Raw genomic sequence first — 22,638 nt, forward strand, 5'->3', positions numbered from 1 at the left:
GTCCGCCACAACAGTTCACTGCCGGATAGGCAGCTTAGAAATTCAGCAGCTCGGCCATGCTGCGATACTCGACGTTCACTGCCGGATAGGCAGCTTAGAAAGTCGGCAATCAGGTCGCCCTGAAAGAAGTTTCGTTCACTGCCGGATAGGCAGCTTAGAAAATGATGCATGCGAAGTTGTCCATGATCCGTTTGTTCACTGCCGGATAGGCAGCTTAGAAATTGTGTGGACCGCCGGACTGGCCAGCTTGGGAGTTCACTGCCGGATAGGCAGCTTAGAAAAATACCCTATCAATTACGATTCGAAGGAACTGGTTCACTGCCGGATAGGCAGCTTAGAAAGCTACATCATGCTGGGGATGCTGGCTGAACAGGTTCACTGCCGGATAGGCAGCTTAGAAAAGAGTGGCACGGGTTCACAGTCTCCAGCGACGGTTCACTGCCGGATAGGCAGCTTAGAAATGCATCATGTTGATCTCGTTCCAAACCCATCGGTTCACTGCCGGATAGGCAGCTTAGAAAGGCATCAATGAGGGTTTCGAACGGAACGATGCGTTCACTGCCGGATAGGCAGCTTAGAAAGTTGCTCTCGCGGTGTTGCGGTCGTTTCTGGTGTTCACTGCCGGATAGGCAGCTTAGAAAAGTGAGCAAGCGGCGGCGTGGTCGACGGTGCTGTTCACTGCCGGATAGGCAGCTTAGAAAGCCTCGCAGCATCCACAAGACTGCCGTGGCAAGTTCACTGCCGGATAGGCAGCTTAGAAAATGAAATTGCCCTGGCACGCCCAGGGGCTCGGGTTCACTGCCGGATAGGCAGCTTAGAAAAGCGAGCGATAGTTGTCGAGGGTCAGGCTCCCGTTCACTGCCGGATAGGCAGCTTAGAAACATGACGCATCGGCCGTGCCTGATGACAAAACGTTCACTGCCGGATAGGCTGCTTAGAAATTAGCCCGTTGATCGAAGCCGGTAATGCCGGTGTTCACTGCCGGATAGGCAGCTTAGAAAGCAAACCGTGGGAGTGAAAGAGATCCCGCGAGGTTCACTGCCGGATAGGCAGCCTAAGAAAGGGGAAGTCCGACCGCACACCGATACTTTCTGGCGGATAAGGGCAACGGAGCGAGGGTTACCCGGTCAACTACACAATTTTGGCGAAACAAAAACACTAAACCGCGTTTGACGCCGAGACGCAGTCCAGCACCGGATGGCGGCGTAAATGAAGATGAAGCACGCGATTCCGGCCGATCCACTTCCTGCGAGGCCCCATCACCACAAACTGAGAACCTCCCTATTCTGCCTCGATACCGTCGAATGGGGAGGTGAGAACAGTGAAGCCGCCGTATAATGCCGGCATGATCATTCTCAACCAGAGACAACAGGATCTTCTCGCCTGGGTGCAGCGCGAGGGGCATGTGACGGTCGAACGTCTCGCCACGCATTTCGGCGTCACCCACCAGACCATCCGCCGCGACATCTCGCTGCTGGCCGACAATCGCATGCTGCAGCGTTTTCACGGGGGCGCGAGTATCCACTCCAGCGTGGAAAACGTCGCCTACAATGCGCGCCAGGTGCTGTGCATCGAAGAGAAACAGCGCATCGCGCGTTGCGTGGCCGCCAGCATCCCGGACAACGCCTCGCTGTTCATCAACCTCGGCACGACCACCGAGGAAGTAGCGAAAGCGCTACACGCCCACCGGGGTCTGCACGTGATCACCAACAACCTGAACGTGGCGGCGATGATGTGCAACTACCCGGACTGCGAGGTCATCGTGGCCAGCGGAGTGATGCGTCCGCGCGACAGGGGTATCATCGGCGAGGCGACCATCGAATTCATCCGCAAGTTCAAGGTCGACTACGGCATCATCGGCATTTCCAGCATTGAAAGCGACGGCACGCTGAGGGACTTCGACATCCGCGAGGTACGGACATCCGAGGCCATCATCCAGCAGTCGCGCCATGTGTTTCTGGCGGCGGACCATTCCAAGTTCGGCCGCCCCGCCCTGGTGGAGCTCGGGCACCTGTCGCAGGTTTCCGCCCTGTTCACCGACCAGCCGGTGTCGGCCGAGATCGCCGACGTGCTCAGGGAGGGCAACACGGCCCTCCATGTCGCCCCCTGACACCACCTTCGCGCAACACGCATGACAGTTTTTTTGCACTTTTTGTAATGACCGCACTACTCAGTGCGGTTTTTTTTCGTATAATCCGTCAGCATTTTCGTATTTCGTTCGGTTTATTTTCGCTTGACGATGTAATATCGGCGATACGAAGACCAAACAGACAAAAAACAAACACTTCCGGCCGGCCTGGCACCCGTCGAAGTTAGATGCTCGAATGACAAAGTCGCGCGGCCGATCGAGCCGCGCAGGTGAACAACGAAGGAGGAGAAGTTCCATGCACGACCAGTTTATCCTCGCGCTGGACCAGGGCACGACCAGTTCCAGAGCGATTCTGTTCAATCGCGCCGGCGATATCGTTTCCATCGCCCAGAAAGAATTCACCCAGATCTACCCGCAGGCAGGGTGGGTGGAACACAACCCGCTGGAAATCTGGGGCGGCCAGGCCGGTGTCGCCACCGAAGTGGTTGCCACCGCCGGCATCGAAACCTCCGACATCGCGGCCATCGGCATCACCAACCAGCGCGAAACCACGGTGGTCTGGGATCGCGAAACCGGCGCGCCGGTCTACAACGCCATCGTCTGGCAGGATCGCCGCACCGCCGCGTTCTGCGACCAGTTGAAAGAACGGGGCCTGAACGACACGATCCGCGGCAAGACCGGCCTGCAGATCGACGCCTACTTCTCCGCCAGCAAAATCAAGTGGATCCTCGACAACGTCCCCGGCGCCCGCGAGCGCGCCAATCAGGGAAAGCTGGCCTTCGGCACGATCGACACCTGGCTGGTGTGGAACTTCACCCATGGCAAGACGCACGTGACCGACGTGTCCAACGCCTCGCGCACCATGCTGTACAACATCCATACCCTGTCGTGGGACGAAGAACTGCTGGATATTTTTTCGATTCCCCGCAGCATGCTGCCGCACGTGCGCTCCTCCAGCGAAGTGTACGGCCACACCCAGGAATCCCACTTCGGTGCGCGCATCCCGATCGCGGGCATCGCCGGCGACCAGCAGGCCGCGCTGTTCGGCCAGCAGTGCACCCGGCCCGGCATGGTGAAGAACACCTACGGCACCGGCTGCTTCATGATGATGAACACCGGCGACAAACCGACGGCGTCGCAGAACAACCTCTTGACCACCGTCGCCTGGCAGCTTGGCGACAAGGTCACCTACGCGCTCGAAGGCAGTATTTTCATTGGTGGCGCCGTGGTCAAATGGCTGCGTGACGGCCTCAAAATCATCCGCGATTCGAGCGAAGTCGGCGAACTGGCCGCCGAAGTGTCCGGCAACGACGGCGTCTACCTGGTGCCGGCCTTCGCCGGACTGGGCGCGCCGCACTGGAACCAGGACGCGCGCGGCTCGCTGTTCGGCGCGACGCTCGGCACCACCTCGGCCCACGTCGCGCGCGCCGCGCTGGAGAGCATCGCCTATCAGACCACCGATGTGCTGCGCGCCATGGAGGCCGATGCCGGCATTCATGTCGCCGAACTGCGCGTGGACGGAGGCGCCACCGTCAACAATCTGCTGATGCAGTTCCAGTCAGACATTCTCAGCACCGACGTGATCCGTCCGAAAGTGACCGAGACCACGGCCATGGGCGCCGCCTACCTCGCGGGCCTGGCGGTCGGCTTCTGGAAAAACCTCGACGAAGTGCAGAACCAGTGGCAACTGGACCGCCGCTTCGCGCTGCAAATGAACGACGCCGACGTCAAGCGCAATCTGGACGGCTGGCACCGCGCGGTCGCCTCAACCATCGCCTGGACCCGGGACTGAACCTTACAGGAACGCATGACATGAATCCCCTGCTCGCTGAATTCATCGGCACCGCCCTGCTCGTGCTGCTCGGCAACGGCGTCGTCGCCAACGTCATCCTCAACAAGACCAAGGGCCAGAACTCCGGCCTGATCGTCATCGCCTTCGGCTGGGCCATGGCGGTGTTCATCGGTGTGTTCAGCGTCGCGGCCTATAGCGGCGCGCACCTGAATCCCGCCGTTTCGGTCGCGCTGGCGGTGGCCGGCAAGTTCGAATGGGCCCGCGTGCCCGGCTACGTCGCCGCCCAGATGCTGGGCGGCATGGCCGGCGCCTTCATTGTCTGGCTGATCTACCGCGACCACTTCGCGTCCACCGACTGCGGCGACACCAAGCTCGCGGTCTTCTGCACCGGACCGGCGATTCGCAACATCGCCAGCAACCTCGCCTCCGAAATCATCGCCACCTTCGTACTGGTGTTCGGCGTGCTGAGCATGGTGGCGCCCAAGTCCTCGCTGGGCGCGATGGATGCGCTGCCGGTGGCGTTGCTGGTACTGGGACTCGGCGTCTCGCTGGGCGGCACCACCGGCTACGCGATGAGCCCGGCGCGGGACCTGGCGCCCCGCATCATGCACGCCATTTTGCCGATTCCCGGCAAGCGCGACAGCGATTGGGGCTATGCCTGGGTGCCGGTGATCGGCTCCCTGATCGGCGGCGTGCTGGCCGCGCTGGTGCATGGGCATCTGTCGCTCTGACCTTGGGCGCGGGACTGGACAGCCGGCCTTGCAGGCCGGCTTTTTTCTGCTCGCCCAAACAAACGAACATAAAACGAACACAAAATCCGTGCAAAACCAACATTTTTCGCAAATAAAATGTTTGTTTTGTGATTGCTTGTCTATAATGAATCCATAACCGGATACCTCAGGCGGACACACTGTGAACACCCAGACTTATGACATGATAGTGATCGGCGGCGGCATCAATGGCGCGGGCATCGCCCGCGACGCGGCCGGCCGCGGGCTGTCGGTTCTGCTATGCGAAAAAGACGATCTGGCCAACCACACATCATCGGCCAGCACCAAACTGATCCACGGCGGATTGCGCTACCTCGAATACTACGAATTCGGCCTGGTGCGCAAAGCGCTGCAGGAGCGCGAAGTCTTGCTCGACGCGGCGCCGCACATCATGTGGCCGCTGCGTTTCGTGATGCCGCACGACCCGTCCCAGCGCCCCAAGTGGATGATCCGCACCGGTCTGTTCCTGTATGACAACCTGGCGCGCCGCAAGCGGCTCAAGGGCACCGAGACCATCCGTTTCGACCGTCATCGCACCGGCGCGCCGCTCAAGGCCGGGTTCACCCACGGCTTCGCCTATTCGGACGGCTGGGTGCAGGACGCCCGCCTGGTGGTGCTCAACGTCATGGATGCCGCCGAACGAGGTGCCCGCGTGCTCACGCGCACCGAGTGCGTGGCGGCCGAGCGCCACGGCGAGCTGTGGCATGTGACGCTGCGCGACTCGAACGGCCGGGACAGCACCGTTCGCGCCCGTTCGCTCGTCAACGCCGCGGGTCCCTGGGTGGAATCCTTCATCACTGGCCGCGCGCGGCTGCCCTCGCCCAAGTCGGTGCGCCTGGTCAAAGGCAGTCACATCGTGGTGAAGAAGCTGTTCGACCATGATCACGCGTACATTTTCCAGAATCCGGACAAGCGCATCATTTTCGCGATTCCCTACGAAAACGACTTCACCCTGATCGGCACCACCGATGTCGAATACCATGGCGACGCGGCGCAAGTCGCCATCGATGCGCAGGAAGTCGACTACCTGTGCCGCATGAGCAACCGCTACTTCGAAAAACAAATCACGCCGGCCGACGTGGTCAGCACCTATTCGGGAGTGCGCCCGCTGCTGGACGACGCCTCGGACAACGCCGCGAGCGTGACGCGCGACTATTCGCTGGAACTGTCGCGCGACGGCGCGCCGCTGCTGTCCGTGTTCGGCGGCAAAATCACCACCTACCGGAAACTCGCCGAGGAAGCCGTCGGCATGATCGCACCGCTGCTGGGCAATACCGCCGCGACCTGGACCGCGAACGCCGCGCTTCCTGGCGGAGATCTCGCGGCGCCAAGCTTCGACGCGTTCGTGCAGTCGGCTGCGGCGCGCTACCCATGGCTGCCCGAAGCCATGCTGGTCCGCATGGCGCGAGCCTATGGCAGCCGCCTGCACCGGGTACTCGACGGAGCCCGCAGCCTCGCGGATCTCGGGGAGGAAATCCTTCCCGGCCTCTACGAGGCCGAAATTGAATATCTGGTTAAGTCCGAATGGGCGCGCATGGCGGAAGACATCCTGTGGCGCCGCTCCAAGCTCAAACTGCACCTGCCCGCCGATGCCGAAACCGTGCTGGACGGCTGGCTGGACGCACGGGCAAAACGGGAGGCGGCCTGAGCGGGCGTCACATCAACTGTGTGTCCAGTTGGGGAGGCGATGCCGGATCATCCGGATCCGGCATCATCAGCTGGGTATAAAAATCCTGGAACGCGATTTTCTGTTCCAATTTGATCACCTCACTGACATTGTCGTGACTGCTCCCATCCGTGTCCTGCGTGCTGCCAGTCTTGGCGGCCGCGGTCCGGACCCGCTCCGCCAGTGAAACGGCGTCCTCATTCGCCAGAGGCGAAGGCGCGATCGCCTGCATCGATCGAATCGTCGTCATTCTCTTCTTCCTTGTGTGAACGGTAGCGCTCTTGCAGCGCATACCAGAGGTTTTCAATCGCGTCATTGATCGCCGAGTCGGCGAATTGCGGCAAGGTTTCCTTCATCAGCGAGCGCTTCAGTTGCGCCGCGATATCGGCGGCGCTTTCCTGCGGATCGAAACGCACCACTTCGTCCCCGGCTTCCAGAATGAAACCGGGCTCGTCGTGATATTCGATCTCGAACCGCCGCTGCGGCCGTCCCGGCATTCTGGCTTTGAGCAGGCAGGCCGGTTCCTCGACGCTGCGCGGCAGCCGCAAAAGAACCGGTGTATCCGCGTCGGCGGGTTGCCGCATCTGCCATTCATCGATCAGCGACAGCAAGACGGCGGGATTGGCCATCGCTCCGGACAGGCGCTGGCGCAGGCGTTCGACGATATCGGCTTCCACGCGCGCGAACAGCGCCGACCTCGCGTCAAGAAAATCGACCGTGTTCATCGCCACCGAGAAAAAACCGTCGCGGTATCCCTGGACAAATCCAAGTTGCCGGCAATTGTCGGCCTCCTCCCGCGCTTTGCGGATCATGGTCGTCGCCTGGCGCCGGGCCCGCAGCAGCAGACGATTCGCCTGACGCGCCTCGCCCAGGCGCCGGGCCGTGACGACATCTCCGTCAATCACGGAAACGGCATGGTTGATATAGATTTCGCGTGGCATGTTGAACCGCCAAAGTAAGTATCACCGGGTCTCGGGACTGGCGCGTCCCCTCCGGATCGGAATGAAGAAACTCCGCCGCCTCTTCCGGCAGCATGATCATCAGGCGCTGCAGCAGCGCCTCGGGCAGCAGCCGGCAAAATGGCCTCAAGCGCAGCGCGCCTTGCCGCCAGATATCCATCTCGCGGACCGTTCTCCGGATCCCGGCCGGTTGGGCCGGCAGCGGGATGGCGGCAAAGTGCCGGGCGAAGCCGGGCACCTTGCGCCAGACACCGCCAAGCGGCAAGGCATCGCGCAGCGCATGGCATCCCAGAAGGAAGACAACATGCGGCAGTGCGAACCAGTGATCGACGAACCATTCGGACCAATCTTGGCGCGAGAGCCCCGGCACCTGGCACGGCAGCCGGTACATCTCGATCAGCACATCGTTCACCGCGGAACGGATTCCCGCCTCTTCGGGCACCCGCTCCGCGTCAAAACGCGAGGGATGAATGTAAGCGAGAGGATCGAAAAGAATCCGCTGCAGCCGGACAGTGCCGGAGGCATTGTCACACATCGTACGACTCCCGGATCTTGCGCTTGCGGTACCACCACGCACCGACACCGGCAAACAGGCCGAGCAAAGCCGCCAGCGCGCCGCCGATGGCGATACCGCCATGCTGGCGCGGCGCGTCGGGCGCGACATGCTGCATGGGAGGGCGCGGATTGACCACGACCGAAATGTTGTCGTAGTCGATATCCGAAAAGCTGTTTTTCAGGAAACGCTTCACATCGCTGATCAATGCCTGCGGATCGGTGCCCTGCTCATAGACCAGCAAGGCCGAAACATGCATGGGCGCCTGCTTGTCGTTGTCGTCGGCGCTGTTGGTGTCATAGCTGACATCCACGTGGGCCGAGACCACATGGTTCATCGACGACAAGGACTGTTCGAGACGCTGCTCGATCGCGGAGGTCAGCCGGGCCTTCTCGGCCTGGGGCGAGGACACCAGCGAATCGGCCGGGAACTGCTTGTCGATCTGGACACGCGGACCGGACGGAAGATTGTAGGTTTTCAGGAGATCCACGGCCGCCACGAAGTCGGATTTGTCGACATCCACGTCATAGCCGGTTTTTCCCTTGTCCTCCTTGCTGGCGCTGATGTTGTTGCGCTGCAGGGCGGCAAGCACCTCATTGGCCTGGCGTTGATCCAGGCCGGTGAGCAATCCTTGCTTGCACCCGGTCAGCAGTACGCACAAGCCCAGCGTCGCCACGAGGCCGGTTTTGTGGTTTTTCATGATTTGAGCAACGTCTCCACGACATTGGTGGCTTTACGAGCCATGGTGCTGATGTATGAAACTTCCAAAGAGTAGTTCGAAGTCATTACCTGTAATTTCATCAGCTTGTCGGGCGACGACAGCGCGCCCGGCTCGCTGATGGATTTCAGGATATCGCCGCGCAGTTTCGTGCCTTCCACGGTGGTATCGGCCATGGCCTGCATGACGCGGTCTTCCAGTGGCATGACAGTAGCGTCCTCGTTGAGCGTGACCTTTTCGGCCAGCGAAGACAGCGGCTGGATCGGAGCAACAGACATGATGTGGCGTCCTCGAAGAATGAAAACAATGATTCCGCGTTGCGGCCGTCTTAGCGCAAGTTCTGCAGGATGGTGCTATCCACGTCCTTGAAGGACTTGACGGTGCTGGACTGCGCATTGCGGTACAGGGTGTATTCGGATAACGCCTTCTGGTAGTCGGCCAGCTTGCTCGGGTCGGACGGATCGCTGGTCAGGGCGGAAAGTGTCGTGGACACCTTGTTGTTCAGATCGATGACACCGGAGTCGAATTGATTCGACACATTGGTCAACCAGCCGTTCCAGTTGTCGGCATTGCCGGCGTCCTGGTTCGGGCCTACGACGATAGGGTATTGACTGGGCATGACATGATTCCTTACATGAAATTAACGGGGGGAAATCGGTTCGGGGAAATACCACTGCCGGGGCGCCAGCTTGACGTAGCCCTCGCTGCCGTACTGGTAGGACTTGCCCTTGAGCCAGTCCTCTTTCAGCTCGACGGAGAAATGCACGTAGCGCGATCCCCATTGCCGGTAAAACTGTCCTGAAAACGCTCGCAACCGGGAGAGCGCGGCGTCGTCAAGGTCGCCTCGCGTCACGAAGGTCACACTGCCCTCGTGGCGGATCTCGTCGAAAGGGATGGCCAGTCGTTTCAGACCTTCGCGGGCGACATCCGCCACCTCCGCGTCGCTATGCGTTTCGACGCTGACGCTCGAAGCGTAGGGCAGCTGGTGCTTAAGCCATCCGCGCAATTGCAGCAGCGAAGGCGCGTCGGTATTCGAGCGGTCCTGGCTGACCAGCAGTACGGGATGAGCGGGATCCTCCAGCCGCAGCACGAACCAGGCCGTGCCCCGTTCATCAAGAAGACGGCCGAGCCGCGCGCTCTCCTCCTCTTTCGATACGACGGTGACTCCGGCGATCTTGCCGGTGCGAACGAGGGCCTGCCGCGCCCAGTTGGCATCCTCCTCGGAAGCCGCGACGACATACATCCGGCCCTCGCTCTCCCGGATCAGGCAGGGCTGCCCGGTGCCGGTCATCATCGCGGCAAGCGAAGCGGTTTCCTGATCGACGGTCGGATGGTTCGCCAGCCAGACGAACCGGCAGGCGCCGGCGACAATCGCCGCCACAGCCACGAACCCCAGAGCCGCCAACGCGGCGCGGCGAGCGCGTGACGGAGCCGACACGAGGGGAGTTCCGGCCGGCGGCGAAGTCATCGCCAAGCCCAGCACCTCTTCGGACCAGGGTTCGTCGATGCGCCGGACCGCAAAACGCAGTGTGCCGGCGGTCAACACCCGGTTGAGCTGCGCCGCCTCATCGCGTGAGCCATCCGCGGCATGAATGGTGATGGAGAGCGGCTCGGCCAGAACCGAGTCCGGTTCGGCAAGCCGCAATTCGATATTGGGACCGTTGGTGTCCGAAGGCAGATACAGCGCATCCTCCGGCATATCCGGCATGGCGTCGTCCGCGCCGGGCGCAAGCAGCGTCTCACTGCCCACGACAAGCAGGGTGCGTCCCGCAGGCAACTCGAACTCGGCGCCGGACAGCGCACCGCCAAGAATGCGCAGGGTATAGGCGGCGGGGGCGACGGGTTTCAGAAAATCCTCGTTCATACTCGTGCTTCGCTGTTAAAGGTTGTCTTGAAAAGGGAACGGGATCGCCCGGACTCACCGGCCGGCATGGCCGGATCATCGGACAGGCGAGGATCGGCGCGCATCAGTCCGAGCCAGCGGCAACCGGCGGCCTCGGCACGGATTTCCAGCGAGCGGGCCGCGTCGGGGCCGCCAAGCAGGCGGACCACCGGCAGAAAAACCGACAGCATCGGCGGCTCGCGGCCGGCTTCGTCCAGCAATGCAGGTATCAGTCCGGCAACCCGGTCCGGATCGACCGAAGCCATCACCCAGGCATGACAGGCGGACAGCCACAAGGCGTCCTCCTCTTCCACACCGATACGTCTTGCCATGGCCACAGCGCTTTCCGCATCGCCCTGCATCATCAGCACCACCGCCAGGGCGGCGTACACGGCGGGGCCGGGACACGGGGACGTGCGCAACAACGCCTCTCCGGTTTCCCGCGCCAGGGCAAAACGGCCAAGGTGGAACAACACCCAGATCGTTTCGATCCGGGCCCGGTCCATGCCAGAATCGATGGCCAGACACCGCTCCAGTTCGGCGAGCGCATCGGCGCGGCGGCCTTCATGAACAAGATGGCATGCGTAGTAATAGTGCAGTTCGGCGATCGGCGCGCCGATCGACAGCGCTTCATGGAAGCACTGCTCCGCCGCGTCGGTATCGCCTTCGGCAAAACGCCAGTACCAGCCTTTCACGGCCAGCAATAGCGGAGATTTGGGGTCCAGCGTTTCGGCCGTCTCAAGCGCCTGCCGGGTGCGCTCCATCACATCCTGAACGTGCAGGTATCCCAGGGAAGCCAGCGCCAGATAGACTTCGGCCACGCCGCAGTGGGCCGGCGCATAACCGGGGTCGGCGCCAAGCGCCATCTGGAAATAGTGAAGCGCATGATCGAGATTGCGCCGGGAAGGCTGACGCAGGTAACGGCGCGCCTGCTGACAAGACAGCATCACATCCAGCGACGCGCCGTCGGAAGGCAGCGCCCGGGAGGGAACGAAACCCGGAATCTGTCCGGGCAGCTCCGCCGCGATACGCTGAATCAGCGTGGCATCGGACATGCCGTCGACAAGCAGCAGAGTGTGGCTCGATACCAGCGCGTGATCGGAGGACCGGACCAGTTCGAGCTTGAGCAGGCGATTGCCGCCCCGCTGCACGGTTTCGCCGGCGAGATAGTAATCGGGGGCGACTTTTTCGAGGAGCGCATGGATCCCGGCGCTCGAGGTCGCCTCGCGGCTCATGACCGCAGGCACGACATGGACACCATAATGGCCTAGCCGCGACAGTTTGTGGATCAGGCTGCCGTGAACGGCCAGGCTGTCGAAACCGGAGATCTGAAACGGCAGAATCGCCAGGGAACACTGCGAGACGCGCTGCGCGGCGGGCATGAAGGTCGCCACGCGGTTGAAACGGAATCCCTTGCCGTACACGGTCTCGATATACCGGTCGTCACGGGTTTCCCCAAGCAGGCGGCGCAAGGTATAGATACAGCGTGTCAGCGACTCCTCACCGACCGACTCGGCACCCCACACCGCGTCGAGCAGTGCGTCTTTGCTGACCAGCTCACCGGCGGATTTCACCAGCGTCAGCAGAACGAGGGTCTCTTTGGGAGGCAACCGCGTCTCCTTTCCGCCGCGCGACAGCACGCCTTCGGACTTCAAGACGAAGTCGCCGAAGACAAACTGACCGGCAAATGTTCTGTCGCTGTGCATACCCGCTCCCGCCACATGGCTAAATCACTGAATTGGCAACCAATTTATCTTTCGCGGGATGAGAAAGTGATCGGAGGAATCCGAAAGCGAAAAAAGAAAAAAACCGCACAAAAAAAGACACCCCCGACGCAGTCAACTGCGCGGGGGTGGCTGGCGGGATCCGGACGACTCAGTTGGTGACGGTTTCCTTGGCCGTCTTGATGGTCTGAATAAGGCCGCACGTGGTCAGCATGCTTTCCAGATGGGTCGCGTCCAGCTCAACCGAAAAGGTTTCGTTGACAGAGATCACCAACTCGATCAGGTCCATCGAGTCGGCGCCCAAGTCCTTGACGAAGTGGGTATCATCCTTCACGTCGGCCTCATCGATAACGAACGTCCAGGCGATCAGGCTGCGGACGCGCTCTTCGATGCTTTGGCTGTTTGAGTAAAGATTCATGTGCTGTCTCCCAAAAAATAAATCAAGGCAGCAATGAGCTGGGGGTCCGACGCGGGCCCAGTCCTCGTGTCCGCCGATGTGGTTACTTTAGAGAGACGGCGAAGCGTAGAAGATCAGAGGAATCCGAAACTGCGCGGGTTCCGGGTCCGCCCGCTTGACCGGGGCAGGCACCCGGCGGGAAGGAATGGAATGGAGGAAAATGGGAAAAAACGCCGTCGCCACCTTGACGATGGCGACGGCGGCACAGCGAAAACGGCTTACGCGGCCACAGTTTCCACAGGAGACAGGAAAGCGTTGCCGGCCTCGCGCTGGAATTCGGCAGCATGCCTCGTCAGCGCGCCCTTTTCCGTCAGAAGCACACCCAGGGAACCGCGCGCCCTGCCATCGGCGATGCCGGAGGACAGCATCTTCAAGTTATTGGCGTTATCCTCGCCCAGGTACGCTGCGACCAGAGACCAGATCACGCCTTCGGGAGACGACGGTTTGTTGAACCGGTCGTTGTCCTTGAGCGCGCGCCCGGCCGTCACGATCACGGTGGCATGACGGAGGAAACGCTCGGCTTCCTTGCCGGCAAGCGACGCGTCTCCCCGGGTTGTGTCCTTGCCCAGCCGTTGAAGCACATCCCGAATCCTGCCAAGATCGTCCTGAAAGGCATCGTCCAGGATCCCATCGGGGTAATTTCGTAGCGTTCTCTCCAGCCTGTCAACAACCTGGTTCACCTGTTTGCGGAACGCGCGGGAGGCTTGCCAGTCGCCGGGGTCGGTAACCGTATCCAGCGACGCCTTGATCAGAGAAAGCAAGCGCATGGGTATCGTTTCGAAGGAGGCATCATTGAACTGCTTGGGAGGTTCGAACTGCACCGGCATCGGGCCGACGATGCGCATCCTGCCAAAATCGTAAGCCGGCGCTTTTTCTGGCTTCAAAGACAGCTCCGACACCCGGCCAAGTGCCGCGGTAATGGGAGCCAACTCAATCGAGGCAACTGAGATATGAGAACCGCTACCGGCTTGATCAACCGCGTCGGAGATAGGGTTTGACCGAGATGCGCCATCCACTACCAAAGACTGGATCGATACCTCTCGCCCAACGAATTCCAAGTTCGGCACAGGTTCCAATAGGGAACCATCCTCTTCCACGGTTGTGGTCACGACAGGAACATCAGGGAACAGTTGCTGTCTCGGCTCCTTCAAGGATAGATCCTCAGAGGACGAGGCCTTAGCAGAGGGGTCGAAGTAAATCGTATCGTAAGGATCCTGATTCAATGCTGCCTTGGCCCGCTCACTCAGCAAATTGTCATCAAAACCCTCCATATCCGTCGATTGATCGGACATATCCACCCTGGACATCTCTGTTCCGGTCGAGCTTGACGTGCTATCCATGCTAGTGGTGTCGGATTTCACGAACGACGGCGTCTCGGACCGCAGAGTGTCCTGCGTGTCTTCCGCCGCTTTAGTTTGAACCCCTGCCTCTGCCGTTTCGACCCCGCTGTCCATCGACGTTGCCGCATCACTCGTGGTGGTCGCGGAAGGATCCTGATTCAATGCTGCCTTGGCCCGCTCACTCAGCAAGTTGTCATCAAAACCCTCCATATCCGTCGATTGATCGGACATATCCACCCTGGACATCTCTGTTCCGGTCGAGCTTGACGTGCTATCCATGCTAGTGGTGTCGGATTTCACGAACGACGGCGTCTCGGACCGCAGAGTGTCCTGCGTGTCTTCCGCCGCTTTAGTTTGAACCCCTGCCTCTGCCGTTTCGACCCCGCTGTCCATCGACGTTGCCGCATCACTCGTGGTGGTCGCGGCGGGCTTTTCGTCGTTGATACGATTGGAGGCATCGGCAGCAGGTTTGGATGATGACGCGCCCGAGGCGCTTTCAAGACCGCGGATAAAATGCACCCGGGCCAATTCGAGCATTATCGAAGCGTTTCTGACATACAGCTGCGACGTTTTGTGCTCGCTGTACGTGCTCTGTACCGCGTTCGCCGCGCCATTCGCGGCGCCGTCCAGCATCGCATGCCCGTTGTTCCACTCGCTATGGTGCAGCGAGGCGCCATGCCTATCCTGAACTTTCCCGTCCATGTGGGAGGCAACGAGGCGCCCCACTTCCCCGTGCTTCAACGAAGTCAGCGCATTGTCCCAACCGGCGGCATCGATGGCTTTGTTCAGTGCTTTGGCATGCGTTGCGAATGAATTCTGGATATTTCTGAATGAAGCCGAGTTCGCATCCTTTTTCTGAAGGGTGCCGATGTTTCCCTTCAGATACGTGGAAAAATTCTTTGCTGCTTTTTGTACGTTTTCCGGTAACGGCGCCCCGTTCAGCTGCAGCAGGAAACACACATTGGCGAACGCTTCGATCTGCAGACGCAAGAGCGGCTCGATCTCCGTCAATGCCTCGTGAGCGGGAAACCCGAATGTGGCCACCATGTATTGGTGCGCGCGATCCTTGTAATCCCGGACCAGCGAATTCGGTGTCGACCCGGCGAACGCGTGAGCGGCAGGTGGGGGTACGGGAACGGCGGAATCCGCGCGCACCTTTTCCGGTTTCATCAACTCCGGATGGAACGACAACACACGGGCATCCGAGATGGACGCACTGCGCTGACGTCCCGTAATTTCCATTCCCATGTTTCTCTCCTTAAATCTTCAGGAAGCCCTGGTCCGTTTGCAGCAGCGACTGGATGCTGCTGCTCAGTACTTTGTTGAGGTTGTCGAACGTCGAGTTCGCCTGGCTGAACAATTGCGCCAACTGCTGCATCTTGTTCTGATAAGTCTGCATCGACGAGGAAAACGAGGTCTGGAAACTCTGGAACTGCGCCGAGTCGACCTCTTTGCCATCGGTCAGCGGGTTGCCGAAGGTTTTTGTCATCACTCCCTGAATATCCGCGAGCGGCATGGTGTCGAGCCCCAGATAATAAGTGCCGTCGCTATCCGGGTAGACCTTCAGTTCCGTGGATTTCGCAAACGCGTCCGCCTGATCCTTGGTCAGACCGGAGAGCATTTTGAACGTCGGCGGGCTGTTCGGATCGGGCATGCCGCCAGGACCGGAGGTGTTCCAGTATTTTTTCTGGATTTCCACGATTTTGTCGTTGAACGTCTTGGCGTCGAACTTATTGTGGTTGCTGTCGCTCGGCGCGGAACTGTCGATGCAGCCCGTTTCGGCTTCCTGTACATCGGTGCACAGATCGTTGTAAAAATCCGCATAGTTGTCGGCCAGGTCCGACCATCTCATCAGGTAGTCGGTATTCACCTCGCTCAGCGACTTGGAGAGCATGTCTTCAATCTGCTCGCTGGACAATACGCCGATCTTTCCCAACTGCTCCATCATCGTCCAGCATGATTGCATCGTCGCGTCGAACGAAGATTGAAACGCCTGGAATTGCGAGCCATCTACCATCTTGTTATCGGTCAGGGGAGTGCCGAAGGTTGCCATCATCGACTGCTGGACATCGGAGAGCGGCATGCTGGCGAACGACACGAAAGAGGCGCCACGCCCCGCTTTGTGGCCGTCAAGATGACTCTTCAATTGCTGCAGCGACAGGCACAGCTGGGATACCGACTGTTTCGCCGCTTTCGTGGAGGACTGGATCCGCAAGGAAGGCGACGCGGGCCTGCCGGCAAAGGGGGCCGGCCCCGCAACCGGGGAGCCTCCGATCTTGCCGGTGCGGCGGCAGGCTTTCAACAGGGCGGAGAGCTTATCGGCGACGCCATCAAGGCTCACCTTGGCGTTCGCCATCACGCTGCCCAGCCCGCTTCGCGCAGCGACGGAGCGGGAGAGCGTGTCGTTCGATACGGTTTCGTGCCGGGTTTCATCGGTTTGGCCGACCGGGGCCGAGTTAGCGGCGCCGGCCAGCGGCGAGACGTGGGCCTCGCCACTGGGACGGATTTTCATGAGTCATTCCTTTGCTGAATCAGATTTTCTGGGCACCAAAACCCATGGCGTCGGTGTTGGCCATCATCATTTGCACGATGACCTGCAGCATCTTGTCCGCCATTTGCTGAGCCTGACGTCGGGCATCGGCGGCATCGTTGGAGACCGAGCCTTCCACTTTCGAGCCGGCGTCGTCCAGTTTCGCCTGCGCGTTGTCCGAGGAAGCCTGCATGTTGCCGGCCGCGTTCACCGAATCGCCGATGGGGCGGCCGATATCGCCGATGGTGCGGCCGATCGTCACATGGCGGTCGGCGACAACCGATTGCTGTTTATGGGTAAGCCCCTTCAGCTCGGCCTCATGCTTCAAATCTTCCTGGCTCTTCTCGATAGCACCGGAGTGGTCCTTCGCCAAGTGCTCATTGCCGGCCTTGAGCTTTGCGTCGTCCTTGTTCGCGGCGTCCGGCTGGTTTGCGCTATCGGCACCGCTATCGCCAGCATTCCCCGCATCGCCATCGTTCACATCGCCGTCGGCGGTGCGCACGCGCTCGTTGGCGCCGCGCATCGCGGCATCCTCGCCGGCGGCGAGCGTATCCGGCCGCGCGCCGGATTCGGAAACCGGTTCGTTCCGGTTGTCCAGTTCCTCGCCCGAACCTTGCTGGCGATTGAGCTTCAGGCTCTGCAGTTCCTCGCCGCGCTCTTCGATGTTCTTGCCCGAGGCGAATTCCGGCGCGGTCTTGCGCAAGGAACTTTCGATGCCGATCCGCCCGGCTTCGTTGTTCTTCAGCGAATCCGCCGAAATGCTATGCCCCTTGAGCGTCATGGCCGAACCGCCGAGGGTCGCGCCCATGTTCAGGACACCGCCGCTGACGGCGCCGGCGAAGGTGGCCTGGCCGGCCTTGATCGTCTCGCTGGCCTCCTGTTCGCTGGCCGCAAAAGCCATCGTGCCGAAAGCGCCTTGCAGTTGCGAGTTGGCCTGGTTCTGAGTCAGCGCGATGTCCATCAGTTTGACCATCAGCGCCGAGAGCACGGAATTGCTGTTGACCAGGCTGGAGACAAGATCGCCGCCTCCGGTTTGCGTCTGCCCCTCCGACGCTTCCTGACCCGCTTGGAGAATCAGGGACGACAGCATGTTATGAGCTTCCGGCGTGTTCAGCATGCGCACGGCATCGACCCGGTCCTGGTGGTTCATCCGCACCGAGGGGGAACGCAGCAGAAAGTTTTTCATTTGCGACACCACCTGCTGCCCGTTCGACAGGGCGTCGGCGATGCGCTTCTGATCTTTGGTGTTGTGCGCGTTAAGCGCCATCGGCTGATTATCGAGGCTGGATGCGTCAAGCGAGTTGGCCTTGCTGTAGCCGGCCGTCATCACCGGCCCTTGAGTGATTCGTGTCATGATCTTGCTCCTGTCTTGTTGATCAGATCGCCGCTTTCTGGGCGATCGCGATACCGGTTTGATTGATGTTGGCGATGACGCTGGACATTTCCTTGAGGAAATCCTCCATCACGCCGGACTGCTGCTGCCACGTGTCGAGCATGTGGCTGAACAGGTCGTTGAGGACTTCGCCGGCCCGCTCGTAAAGCTTGAGGTTGGCCAACGCGTCATTGGCTTTCTTGCCGGCATCGGCCGAGCCGATCTCCAGCCCGCTTTGCGTGACCTGGGAAGCGGCGTTCAGGCCGGTGTGCATCATCTGCGCACGCTTGGCCATCCGCTGGGCGCTGACCTCGTCACCGGCGCCAAGGAAACTGCGCACCCGGCCAAAGCCCTTGGACACCATCGCGCCGGCGTCCTCCGCGACATCCTTGAGAACCTGCGGAATCAGCTTGCCGATGGTTTTTTCCAGGGTTTTGGTCATCACGCCGGCCATCTTCGAAGCCGCGCCCTTGGCGACGAACGCCGCGCCGACCATGGCGGCGACCACGGCAAGCGCCGCCACGACGCCGCCGATGATGGAGCCGGCCAGCTCGGCCTTGTCCTTTGGCACGCCCACGGCTTCCAGCGCCTTGGTCACCAGGCTGCTGATCGCCGAGGCGAGTTTTTGCATCAGTTTGGTCAGCGGCTCCATGGCCTTCTCGATGAACGACGTGCCGGTCACTTTCTTGCAGATCTTGTCCGCGACGGTCAGCGCGAGGCCGACGGCGAACAAGGCCAGGCTCGCCCCCCCGGAAAACACCGCGGCCACCGCGCCGATCACGCACAGCAGCGCGCCGAGAATCTTGCCGACACACCCCATCGCCTTGTTCAGATGCTCTTGCTTGGCCACCTTGGCTTCGTAATCGCTGGATTGCTTCTCCAGATCCTTCTCTCGGGCGATATTCGACTGCTGCTGGATATCGGCCTGGGTCTTGAGGTTTTCGTCGTTGCTGTCACCGATCAGCGCGGACAAACGAGCCATCAGCCCTACGAGTTCGCTCTGCGCATCGCGATGCGCATCCAGATTGCCCTGAAGCGAGGAGTCGGACTGACGGTTCATTCCGCCGACATCCAGCAGATTCAGGACCGCGCTGGCTTTGGCGCTGGCCTCGTCCGCCGCTTTGGATGCCAGAGAAACAGCATCGGTCGCGTCCTTGTACTTGGACGACAGTGTCGCGACCTTGGCATCGGCGGCATCGGCCTTGGCCTTCGCGTCCTGATAGCCCTTGTCCTTGGGAGAGAGCGCGTCCAGAGCGGCGTGCGCCTTGGTGGCCGATTGGCTCGCCTGGTCCAGCGCATTCTTGGTCTGCTGCGCGGCATCCAGGTCCTGCTGCAATTGGGCCGACGCCGCATTCATCGCGGCGACTTGCGCCGCGTATTCGAGCGAAGCGGCCGCGGACGCGGCGACTTGCGCCGACATCATGTCCTGGAAAATACCGATGTTGGTCTGCAGGGTTTGCACCGATGTCGCACCCACCAGTTTCGCAAGATAGGCCAACAGCTCCGTCAGGGAGCTGGCGGCATCGCGATGCGCGGTTTGCGAGGCGGAAGCCTGCGTGCCGGCGCTGGCGGAGGTGGCCGGACCGGTATCGCCCATGGCGGCGAACGACACCTCGCGTCCCGCCGTTTCGCCGGCATGATTGTCCCGGGTGGAGGCCGGGGTCTCGCGCGCCTCGTCCCTGGGCACGACGAAACCCTTGACCGGGGAGCGCAATTGCGGCGCGTTGGCGCGGCGCTTTCCCGTTACCGGATCGTTCGCGCCTTCGGCGGCGAACGTCGCCAGCAGGTGTTGAACGGCGTGATCGGCCTCGCCGACCAGGGAGCCCGCCTGGGAGCGGGTCAGACGCACCGCCTCCTTGGCGAGACTCGACGGTACGGCGGCCCGGTTGATGTTGAAGTTAATAGCGGTCATGATAGGTTCCTTGCTTAGTCGTCGGAGTCTTCCCCGCCCTCTTCCGGTTCCTGCGTTTTGGCCAGGGTTTCCAGAAAAGCGCGGGCACGTGTCTTGAGTGCCTCGTCACCGTGTTCGGCCACCAGTTCGAAGCACTGGCGGGCCTTGTGCGGTTTGTTCATGGCCAGTTGGCACTGACCGGCCTGGAATACCGGCCGGTAGTCGTTTCTGCCCAGCGCAAACGCCACGGCGTAAAGATCGGCCGCTTTTTCATAGGCCTTGCGCAGTTGGTACACCGCGGCCAGTCCCATTACGTAGTCGGCGTTATAAAAGTCGTACAGGTAAAGAAAGCGGAAGAAAGCCTCGGCTTCGTCCAGACGGCCTTTTTGGTAAAAGTCGTAGGCATAGCCGTATAACCCTTCCATCAAATCGTCGGGAATGCCGCGCAGGTCTTTGAGCGTTGCGCCCTGGCTGATCGCATCCCACAGGGATTCCATGGTTTCGGCGTTCAGGGTTTGCGTTGAATTCGTCATCTTTCATTACTCCTGGTGAGACACCCTGTCGGGGGTGGTCAATGTGATTAAATCAGTTGCGCCAAAAGCGCTCATCCATAAATCGATCATCGTTTCCGATGTCTGTTTTTTCCGGTTTCAGGCCGCACCGATCCCTGCTTTTCCGGTGAAAAAACAAAGCGGTGCGGTAAAACGGGAGTTCAGTGCGAAGCAGGCGGCGACGTATCCGCTTCATTGCCGGGCGGATCGGTGTCGACCTGTTCGTCCGGTTCGATGTCCGGCGGGGCGACAGGCGGCCATTGCCCGGCCATTTCCACTTGTTGCAGCCAGACGAGAATCCGGGCGATTTCCTCCACGGTTTCAAGACTGACGAAGCTGTAGCGGTGGTGGGTCCGGAAAATCTTCCGGGCGAGCGGAATATCCTTCACCACGGGAATACCGATTTTTTCAGCGTAGCGTCGCGCCGCCAGGGCTTTCTGGTTATTGGCCATGAAGGAAATGAACGGAACGGGAATGATTTCCGGGTTACAGAAAATACCGATGGCGATATGGGTCGGATTGGTCAACAGGAACTGGGAATTCTTGATATCCGATTTATCCTGTGCGGAAAGCAGTTCCATGTGAATTTCGCGGCGGCGCGATTTGACTTCCGGATTGCCTTCCTGCTCTTTGTATTCCTGTTTAATCTCCTGTTTGTCCATCATCATGTCTTTCATGAACAACAGGTATTCGGTCAGCAAATCCATAATCAGGATAATCACCAGGGCCGCCAGTATGGCGAACACCAGCGAACGCAGCAGACTGCCGGCCAAAGCGCCCAGATTGACGAGATCGCCGTTCATTCCGGAGAACAGCGCGCGTTTTTCGTTGAGCCAGAACACCCAGCCGCCCGCCAGGCTCAAGGTCAGCGTCAGCATCGCTTTGACGAGTTCCTTGACGGTACGCATGGAAAATATCTTCTTGAATCCCGATACCGGGTTGATGGCCGACCAGTTGAGCTTCAGCGATTCGGTCGCCAGCCTGAACCGCGTGAACAGCAAGGACGGCAGCGCCGAGGCCACGACGCACAAGCCGATGAACGGCACGGCGATCTTCAGCGTGGTCAGGGTCACCGACAGGGCATAGGCTTCCAGACCGAGCGCAGCGGGTCCCTTGACGGCTTCGACGATCAGGTCGGTCACCGATTTCAGGGAAAACAGCGATGACAGGTACAAGGTGCCCGCCAACAGCAGGATTGCCGTCAGCACATCCTTGCTGCGGAACACCTGCCCTTTGCGCGCGGCATCCTGCAGGCGCTTGGGCGTGGGCTTTTCGGTTTTGTTTTCGGACATGTCCCCTCCCCCTCAGTGGGCCACCCAGTGCGCGAACGACAGCGCATGGCTCAGTTTCGCCACTTCCGGCGTGTAAGAACCGCCAAAGCAGATCAGCATCACGATCAGCGCCAGCGCGCTTTTGACTGTCATCGCCACGCTGAACGCATTAAGCTGCGGCGCGAAACGGGACAGCACCCCCAGCAGGACCTCGCTGGCCAGCATGGTGAGATAGACCGGGGACGCCAACAGCAGGCAGCGGGTCATCAACTGCCCGATCAGCGGGAACGCCTCAGTCAGATCCAGCCGCAAGGGACCGGTGATCGGCGCCATCGCATAGCTTTGCGCCAGCGTGTCGAGCAGCAAATGCATGCCTCCCCCCGCCAAAAAGGCCGTCGCGGCGAACAGATTGAAAAAATTGGCGAGCTCCGACGTTTCGACACCATTGGCCGGATCCATGGTGCTGCTGATGGTCGCGCCGCGCTGGTTGTCGATCAGGCTGCCCACCGCGTGGAATACCCAGAACGGCATGGACAGCACCACGCCCGCCACCAGCCCGGTCAAAGCCTCGTGAGCCAGCAGCACGGCATAGGTCACCATGTCGAAAGGCGGCAGCACACACCGCGCCAGCGGGGAGAGTCCGAGCACCGTCAGGAAAATCGCGCACTGGCGCACCATGCCGGTCAGCACGCCGCTATTGAGGAACGGCATCAGGTAGAACACCGGGGCCACCCGGGCATAACCGATCGCCGCAAGCCACATCAGCGGATAGAAGGATTCGAGGGAAACGCTGTGCATCGCCACGCGCTCAGTGAGCCAGAGCCAGGCGGAACGCTTCCTGGCCGAAATTCATCAGGGTCTGGCCGATCCAGCCTGAGAGCAGGAACAGGCACAGGCTCACCGCCAGAAGCTTGACGCCGAACGGCAACGTCTGCTCCTGCAACTGCGTCACCGTCTGGAACAGGCCAACGAGCAGACCGACCACGGTGGCGACGATAATCGGCCAGGCCGACAACACCAGCACCAGATGCAGGGTTTTCGAGCCGGCGTAAACAAGGTTTTCCATGATGGGT

The 22,638-nt window shown here is 60.7% G+C and carries 21 protein-coding genes and 1 CRISPR repeat array (1 of these 22 only partly in view); of the genes, 4 read left to right on the forward strand and 17 right to left on the reverse strand.

All coding sequences use genetic code 11. The features are described from left to right. Positions 1-1,061: direct repeats of the CRISPR family, unit length 28 nt; unit sequence GTTCACTGCCGGATAGGCAGCTTAGAAA; it begins 227 nt to the left of the window's first position. 260 nt (positions 1,062-1,321) lie between these two features. The 4 genes from JNO50_RS13065 to glpD all read left to right on the forward strand — a co-directional run bounded on the left by JNO50_RS13065 (position 1,322) and on the right by glpD (position 6,299). After that, a complete protein-coding gene (locus JNO50_RS13065) occupies positions 1,322-2,110 on the forward strand; it encodes a DeoR/GlpR family DNA-binding transcription regulator (RefSeq protein ID WP_229804823.1) in 789 nt (262 codons plus the stop codon). 274 nt (positions 2,111-2,384) lie between these two features. Continuing rightward, positions 2,385-3,881: a glycerol kinase GlpK gene (gene glpK, locus JNO50_RS13070; RefSeq protein ID WP_189535681.1), complete on the forward strand. Its 1,497-nt coding sequence runs from the start codon at positions 2,385-2,387 to the stop codon at positions 3,879-3,881. A gap of 20 nt (positions 3,882-3,901) precedes the next feature. Further along, the gene (locus JNO50_RS13075; RefSeq protein WP_189535683.1) at positions 3,902-4,612 is read left to right on the forward strand and encodes an MIP/aquaporin family protein; all 711 of its coding nucleotides are present in this window, start codon (positions 3,902-3,904) and stop codon (positions 4,610-4,612) included. Positions 4,613-4,793: 181 nt separating this feature from the next. After that, positions 4,794-6,299 (forward strand): glycerol-3-phosphate dehydrogenase, encoded by a 1,506-nt coding sequence (gene glpD / locus JNO50_RS13080; RefSeq protein ID WP_229804825.1) that lies wholly within the window; start codon positions 4,794-4,796, stop codon positions 6,297-6,299. Between the two features lie 7 nt (positions 6,300-6,306). On the opposite strand, the gene JNO50_RS13085 is transcribed toward glpD, so the two are convergent. The 17 genes from JNO50_RS13085 to JNO50_RS13165 all read right to left on the reverse strand — a co-directional run bounded on the left by JNO50_RS13085 (position 6,307) and on the right by JNO50_RS13165 (position 22,631). After that, on the reverse strand, positions 6,307-6,567 hold the full coding sequence (locus JNO50_RS13085) for a hypothetical protein (RefSeq protein WP_189535684.1): 261 nt from the start codon (positions 6,565-6,567) through the stop codon (positions 6,307-6,309). After that, positions 6,515-7,258, reverse strand: a complete 744-nt coding sequence (locus JNO50_RS13090) for a hypothetical protein (protein ID WP_189535686.1) — start codon at positions 7,256-7,258, stop codon at positions 6,515-6,517. Before JNO50_RS13090 ends, JNO50_RS13085 begins: the two co-directional genes overlap by 53 nt. Beyond that, positions 7,215-7,811: a hypothetical protein gene (locus JNO50_RS13095; RefSeq protein WP_189535688.1), complete on the reverse strand. Its 597-nt coding sequence runs from the start codon at positions 7,809-7,811 to the stop codon at positions 7,215-7,217. The genes JNO50_RS13090 and JNO50_RS13095 overlap by 44 nt, the downstream gene beginning before the upstream one ends. Further along, positions 7,804-8,529 (reverse strand): EscJ/YscJ/HrcJ family type III secretion inner membrane ring protein, encoded by a 726-nt coding sequence (locus tag JNO50_RS13100; protein WP_189535690.1) that lies wholly within the window; start codon positions 8,527-8,529, stop codon positions 7,804-7,806. Before JNO50_RS13100 ends, JNO50_RS13095 begins: the two co-directional genes overlap by 8 nt. Beyond that, positions 8,526-8,825 (reverse strand): type III secretion system inner rod subunit SctI, encoded by a 300-nt coding sequence (sctI, locus tag JNO50_RS13105; RefSeq protein ID WP_189535692.1) that lies wholly within the window; start codon positions 8,823-8,825, stop codon positions 8,526-8,528. Before sctI ends, JNO50_RS13100 begins: the two co-directional genes overlap by 4 nt. A 50-nt stretch (positions 8,826-8,875) precedes the next feature. Then, a complete protein-coding gene (locus tag JNO50_RS13110) occupies positions 8,876-9,166 on the reverse strand; it encodes a type III secretion system needle complex protein (RefSeq protein WP_189535694.1) in 291 nt (96 codons plus the stop codon). A 21-nt stretch (positions 9,167-9,187) separates the two neighbouring features. Beyond that, entirely contained in the window at positions 9,188-10,411 is a 1,224-nt protein-coding gene (locus tag JNO50_RS13115; protein WP_189535696.1) for a PrgH/EprH family type III secretion apparatus protein, read from the reverse strand. Further along, positions 10,408-12,135, reverse strand: a complete 1,728-nt coding sequence (locus tag JNO50_RS13120) for a winged helix-turn-helix domain-containing protein (RefSeq protein WP_189535698.1) — start codon at positions 12,133-12,135, stop codon at positions 10,408-10,410. Before JNO50_RS13120 ends, JNO50_RS13115 begins: the two co-directional genes overlap by 4 nt. 169 nt (positions 12,136-12,304) lie before the next feature. Beyond that, positions 12,305-12,571 carry an acyl carrier protein gene (locus JNO50_RS13125; RefSeq protein WP_189535700.1) on the reverse strand — a complete coding sequence of 89 codons (267 nt, stop codon included), beginning with the start codon at positions 12,569-12,571 and terminating at the stop codon, positions 12,305-12,307. 257 nt (positions 12,572-12,828) lie between these two features. Then, a complete protein-coding gene (locus tag JNO50_RS13130; RefSeq protein WP_189535702.1) occupies positions 12,829-15,198 on the reverse strand; it encodes a hypothetical protein in 2,370 nt (789 codons plus the stop codon). A gap of 10 nt (positions 15,199-15,208) precedes the next feature. Next, positions 15,209-16,462, reverse strand: coding sequence for an IpaD/SipD/SspD family type III secretion system needle tip protein (locus JNO50_RS13135; protein ID WP_189535708.1), 1,254 nt, complete (start codon positions 16,460-16,462; stop codon positions 15,209-15,211). 19 nt (positions 16,463-16,481) lie between these two features. Next, complete coding sequence (locus JNO50_RS13140; RefSeq protein ID WP_189535710.1) at positions 16,482-17,834, reverse strand: IpaC/SipC family type III secretion system effector; 1,353 nt, start codon at positions 17,832-17,834, stop codon at positions 16,482-16,484. 22 nt (positions 17,835-17,856) lie between these two features. Next, entirely contained in the window at positions 17,857-19,764 is a 1,908-nt protein-coding gene (gene sctE / locus JNO50_RS13145) for a type III secretion system translocon subunit SseC family protein (RefSeq protein ID WP_189535712.1), read from the reverse strand. A 14-nt stretch (positions 19,765-19,778) separates the two neighbouring features. Further along, positions 19,779-20,276: a type III secretion system translocator chaperone SicA gene (gene sicA / locus JNO50_RS13150; RefSeq protein ID WP_189535714.1), complete on the reverse strand. Its 498-nt coding sequence runs from the start codon at positions 20,274-20,276 to the stop codon at positions 19,779-19,781. 179 nt (positions 20,277-20,455) lie between these two features. Beyond that, positions 20,456-21,586, reverse strand: coding sequence for an EscU/YscU/HrcU family type III secretion system export apparatus switch protein (locus tag JNO50_RS13155; RefSeq protein WP_189535716.1), 1,131 nt, complete (start codon positions 21,584-21,586; stop codon positions 20,456-20,458). Between the two features lie 12 nt (positions 21,587-21,598). Beyond that, positions 21,599-22,363, reverse strand: coding sequence for a type III secretion system export apparatus subunit SctT (sctT, locus tag JNO50_RS13160; protein WP_189535719.1), 765 nt, complete (start codon positions 22,361-22,363; stop codon positions 21,599-21,601). 10 nt (positions 22,364-22,373) lie between these two features. After that, on the reverse strand, positions 22,374-22,631 hold the full coding sequence (locus JNO50_RS13165) for an EscS/YscS/HrcS family type III secretion system export apparatus protein (RefSeq protein WP_189535721.1): 258 nt from the start codon (positions 22,629-22,631) through the stop codon (positions 22,374-22,376). Between the last annotated feature and the right edge of the window lie 7 nt (positions 22,632-22,638).

This window comes from Paludibacterium paludis (assembly GCF_018802605.1).
In the GTDB taxonomy this organism is placed as follows: domain Bacteria; phylum Pseudomonadota; class Gammaproteobacteria; order Burkholderiales; family Chromobacteriaceae; genus Paludibacterium; species Paludibacterium paludis.